General features: G+C 34.4%; 5 protein-coding genes and 1 pseudogene. 4 read left to right on the top strand and 2 right to left on the bottom strand.

Going from position 1 to position 3580, the window contains the following annotated elements; translation table 11 throughout:
- Nucleotides 1–258 precede the first annotated feature (258 nt).
- The gene (gene rsmH, locus OZD63_RS05635) at nucleotides 259–1203 is read left to right on the top strand and encodes a 16S rRNA (cytosine(1402)-N(4))-methyltransferase RsmH (RefSeq protein ID WP_275008341.1); all 945 of its coding nucleotides are present in this window, start codon (nucleotides 259–261) and stop codon (nucleotides 1201–1203) included.
- Complete coding sequence (gene ftsL, locus OZD63_RS05630; RefSeq protein ID WP_274979452.1) at nucleotides 1200–1511, top strand: cell division protein FtsL; 312 nt, start codon at nucleotides 1200–1202, stop codon at nucleotides 1509–1511. The genes rsmH and ftsL overlap by 4 nt, the downstream gene beginning before the upstream one ends.
- Nucleotides 1512–1804: 293 nt before the next feature.
- Here the strand turns inward: ftsL and OZD63_RS05625 are convergent, their stop codons facing one another.
- On the bottom strand, nucleotides 1805–2104 hold the full coding sequence (locus OZD63_RS05625; protein ID WP_274979451.1) for an NADH dehydrogenase ubiquinone Fe-S protein 4: 300 nt from the start codon (nucleotides 2102–2104) through the stop codon (nucleotides 1805–1807).
- Nucleotides 2105–2249: 145 nt separating this feature from the next.
- On the opposite strand from OZD63_RS05625, the gene OZD63_RS05620 reads away from it, so the two are divergent.
- A complete protein-coding gene (locus OZD63_RS05620; RefSeq protein WP_010962412.1) occupies nucleotides 2250–2861 on the top strand; it encodes a 50S ribosomal protein L25/general stress protein Ctc in 612 nt (203 codons plus the stop codon).
- A complete protein-coding gene (pth, locus tag OZD63_RS05615; RefSeq protein WP_275008339.1) occupies nucleotides 2861–3409 on the top strand; it encodes an aminoacyl-tRNA hydrolase in 549 nt (182 codons plus the stop codon). Before OZD63_RS05620 ends, pth begins: the two co-directional genes overlap by 1 nt.
- A gap of 2 nt (nucleotides 3410–3411) precedes the next feature.
- On the opposite strand, the pseudogene OZD63_RS05610 reads toward pth, so the two are convergent.
- A pseudogene (locus OZD63_RS05610) lies at nucleotides 3412–3519 on the bottom strand (IS481 family transposase); the annotation flags it as partial.
- Nucleotides 3520–3580 lie beyond the last annotated feature (61 nt).

Genomic DNA, 3580 nt, shown 5'->3' with positions numbered 1-3580 from the left:
TAGATATACCTCTTTCTTAACTATGCTTATTTTACCTCATATTTTCGAGATCCTTAACAGGTTCTTATATATAAAAAAAAATGTGAACGTTATGTGAATATTATATTAACAATATTAAACCTTAATTTTAATATTATTGCTCATATATTCCGATAAGATACCATATTTTGGCAAGAAAATCTATGTACATAAATAAAATTGATGTGAAGAGTAGAGTAGAGTAGGATATCTACACCAACTGTACTTAAATTTTTTGATATGACACACACTCCAGTTTTGCTAAAAGAGATGCTATCACTACTATCACCGCAGGATGGTGGTATATATGTGGACGCCACATTTGGAGCTGGAGGGTATAGCAAAGCAGTATTGGAGTCAGCTGATTGCAAAGTATATGCAATTGATAGAGATGAAACGGTAACTAAGTTTTATGATGATTTAAGCATTAGATATCCAGATAGAATAAAACTATTCATTGAGAAGTTTAGTAATATTAAAAGTATACTAAGCAGCGTTGAGCCATCTCCTGTCATCCCAGTACTTGATACTGGAAAAAATAACTGGTCACACGCTGGAATGACATCAAACGGAGTGGATGGAGTGGTCTTTGACATCGGAGTTTCATCTATGCAGCTTGATAACGGAGATAGAGGGTTCTCATTTTTACATGATGGTCCACTCGATATGAGTATGGATAACTCTTCTTATATAAACGCTTCAACGTTTGTTAACGCTTTACGCGAAGAAGAAATCGCAAATACTATATATAACTACGGAGGCGAACGTCATTCTCGCAAAATTGCAAGAGCAATAATAAATGCACGGAAGAAGAAAACTATTAAAACTACATTTGAGCTTGCGGATATTGTACGTTCCGTGGTATTTCGTGGAAAAAGCAAAATTGATCCTGCAACCAGAACATTTCAGGCAATCAGAATATGGGTAAACGATGAGCTGGGAGAACTTGAAAAGGGTATTAAAGCTGCATCTGAGATTTTAAGTGAGAGTGGCAAATTAATTGTTGTCACCTTTCATTCCTTAGAAGATCGTATAGTCAAAACTTTTTTTAAAGATTTATGTGCTACTGATTGCAAGACATTCTCTCTGCTAAGTAAAAAAGTGATCGAAGCAAGTATAGAAGAAGTAAGTGCAAATCCGCGTTCACGCTCAGCAAAACTAAGAGCTATACAGAGGTTGTCGTGAGAACTTTCTGCATCATCTCAATAGTTATGTTTTTTCTTAGCATTGTAGGACTATTTAAGGTAAAATTACATGTTCAGTCGTTAAATAGAGAGCTAATAAAAATGAAAAGTGAAATTAATTTAGTACAAAGTGATATAAAAGTTTTACAAGCAGAGTGGAGCTATTTGAATAATCCAAAAAGACTTGCAAGCCTTGTAAAGAAATACCTGAAAAATAACTCTTTAATACTGGCTAGCCAGGTTAAAAATCTTGACTCTTTAAATGGCCGCAGTGTGCTAGCACAACTTAAAATCCATGATCAACAGTGAGATTAAGTCTTATTTTTTACAGATGAGCACATCACAGTAAAACTTACTTTGTATCCGTTCAGGATAGCGACAAGACCATAGAGTAAAAGTGAGTTTACAACAAATGGTGTCATCCCAGTGCTTGACACTGGGATCCAGTCTTTCCATAATCATCAAAAACATTGTATTTTAACGTAAAACAGCTATTTTTATGCTTACCAACTTAATAAAATTCCTGGATCCCAGTGTCTGGGCACTGGGACGACAAAGGAGAGCAGTGTCAGCTACTTGCATAACACCATTTGTTGTGCAACTTACTTTAGTATGAAATTGCTTGCGTAAGATTTTGGCAGCCTCTTAACATTTTTTGGCATTTCAATTATGTATTTAACGTTGCGTTTTTTTGCGTAGAATACTGCTTTTTCAAGAGAATCAAACTTTAATACAATCTGTTTTTTTGGATCTTTTGAGCCAACCCACCCCATTAAAGGTTCAATGTAGTAAGAGCCAGATTCAATTTTCAGGTGCCAGAAATTTGTATTACCTAAACCAGATTGTGTTGCATTTCTTGTTGGTCTATAAATCCTAAAAACTACTTTATCGTCAATGCCCATAGTTCTTGTTAAATAAGCTTAAATATATATCTAAATAAATCCTTTCACAAACAATTAGTATGAAAGAATGAAGTTTGAAATAAATATTTTTATGTTATATTATTATTAAATTATATTAAAAGGATTAGCTGAATAGGAGTAACCGATGACGCAACAGGAAATAGTAACAATTAATGCAGAGTTACGTGATATAACAAAAACGAAAGCGATGCATTCTCTAAGGAAGAAAGGAAACATCCCTGGAATCATATATGGAAAGGGCCATGATAATGTAAATTTGACATTGTCTGCAAAGGAATTCACAAAGCAATATAAGTCAGGCTCTCTTTCCGCACATTTGATAGAGCTGAATATTTCGGGCAAAAAGGAATATGCTCTTGTTCGCGATATCCAACTGCATGTAGTAAAGGATACTGTGCAACATGTTGATTTTCAGTTTGTTGATAAAGGCAGTGAAATTAAAATAGACATACCTCTATCATTTGTGAATGAAAGTAAAGCTCCAGGAATCAAATTAGGTGGAGTGCTTAATGTTTTGTGTCGTTCTATTGCTGTTAAATGCTCTCCTGATAAAATACCTCAGGTTATTGAAGTTGATTTATCCGGTAAAATGATTGGCCAGTCTATACATATTAATGATGTAAAATTACCAGAAGGTGTTAAGTTTGTAGCTCATGAAGAAGAAAATTTTACCATTGTTACAATTTCTGCTGCCGATAGTGACGTTGAAGAACCTCAAGCAGAAACAGAGGAATAGTGCACCTGATAGTTGGGCTTGGTAATCCTGGCAGTCAATATGAGCTAACTCATCATAATATCGGCTTCGTCACCGTTGATGCAATCTGCAAATATTGGGGTTTTCAGTTGTTCTCTAAAAAAGCCGATTATCTGACAACCTCTGGCATGATTAATGATAATAAAATCATGTTAATAAAGCCTTATTCATTTATGAATAATTCAGGCATCCCTGTTGCAAAAATACGAAACTTTTACAAATTATCGCTAGATAATATCGTTGTCATACATGATGACGCTGATTTGGAACTTGGAAGAATAAAAGTAAAGAAAGGTGGTAGTTCTGCTGGACATAATGGACTTAAATCCATAGATAGTTTTATTGGCAACGATTATTGGCGCTTGAGATTTGGAGTGGGTAGACCTGAAGATCAAAGAAGCTTAGCAGATTATGTGTTATCAAAATTTTCAAATTTTGATAATGTTACTCCCTTAGTGGAAAAAATAGCAAAAAATATACACTTAATGCTGCAAGGAGATAATACAGCTTTTATCAATTTGATTGTATAATATTACGAAACACAGGGGGTGCATGGTCCCAGAGTGCGATGGTGTGGATTTAGTATGAACAATTCAGGAGATTTTGTCCACTGTAAAGATATAAACTCAAAAGGTGTAAGAACCTGTTAAGGATCTCGAAAATATGAGGTAAAATAAGCATAGTTAAGAAAGAGGTATATC

Origin of the sequence: Wolbachia endosymbiont of Drosophila leontia (assembly GCF_028981785.1) — a bacterium.
Classification (GTDB): Bacteria; Pseudomonadota; Alphaproteobacteria; order Rickettsiales; family Anaplasmataceae; genus Wolbachia; species Wolbachia pipientis.
This window is presented reverse-complemented; position numbering and strand designations above follow the sequence as displayed.

Coding starts and splice junctions, on each gene's coding strand:
- OZD63_RS05625 (WP_274979451.1), bottom strand. CDS start 2,104: ATGGGCATTGACGATAAAGTAGTTTTTAGGATTTATAGACCAACAAGA.
- rsmH (WP_275008341.1), top strand. CDS start 259: ATGACACACACTCCAGTTTTGCTAAAAGAGATGCTATCACTACTATCA.
- OZD63_RS05620 (WP_010962412.1), top strand. CDS start 2,250: ATGACGCAACAGGAAATAGTAACAATTAATGCAGAGTTACGTGATATA.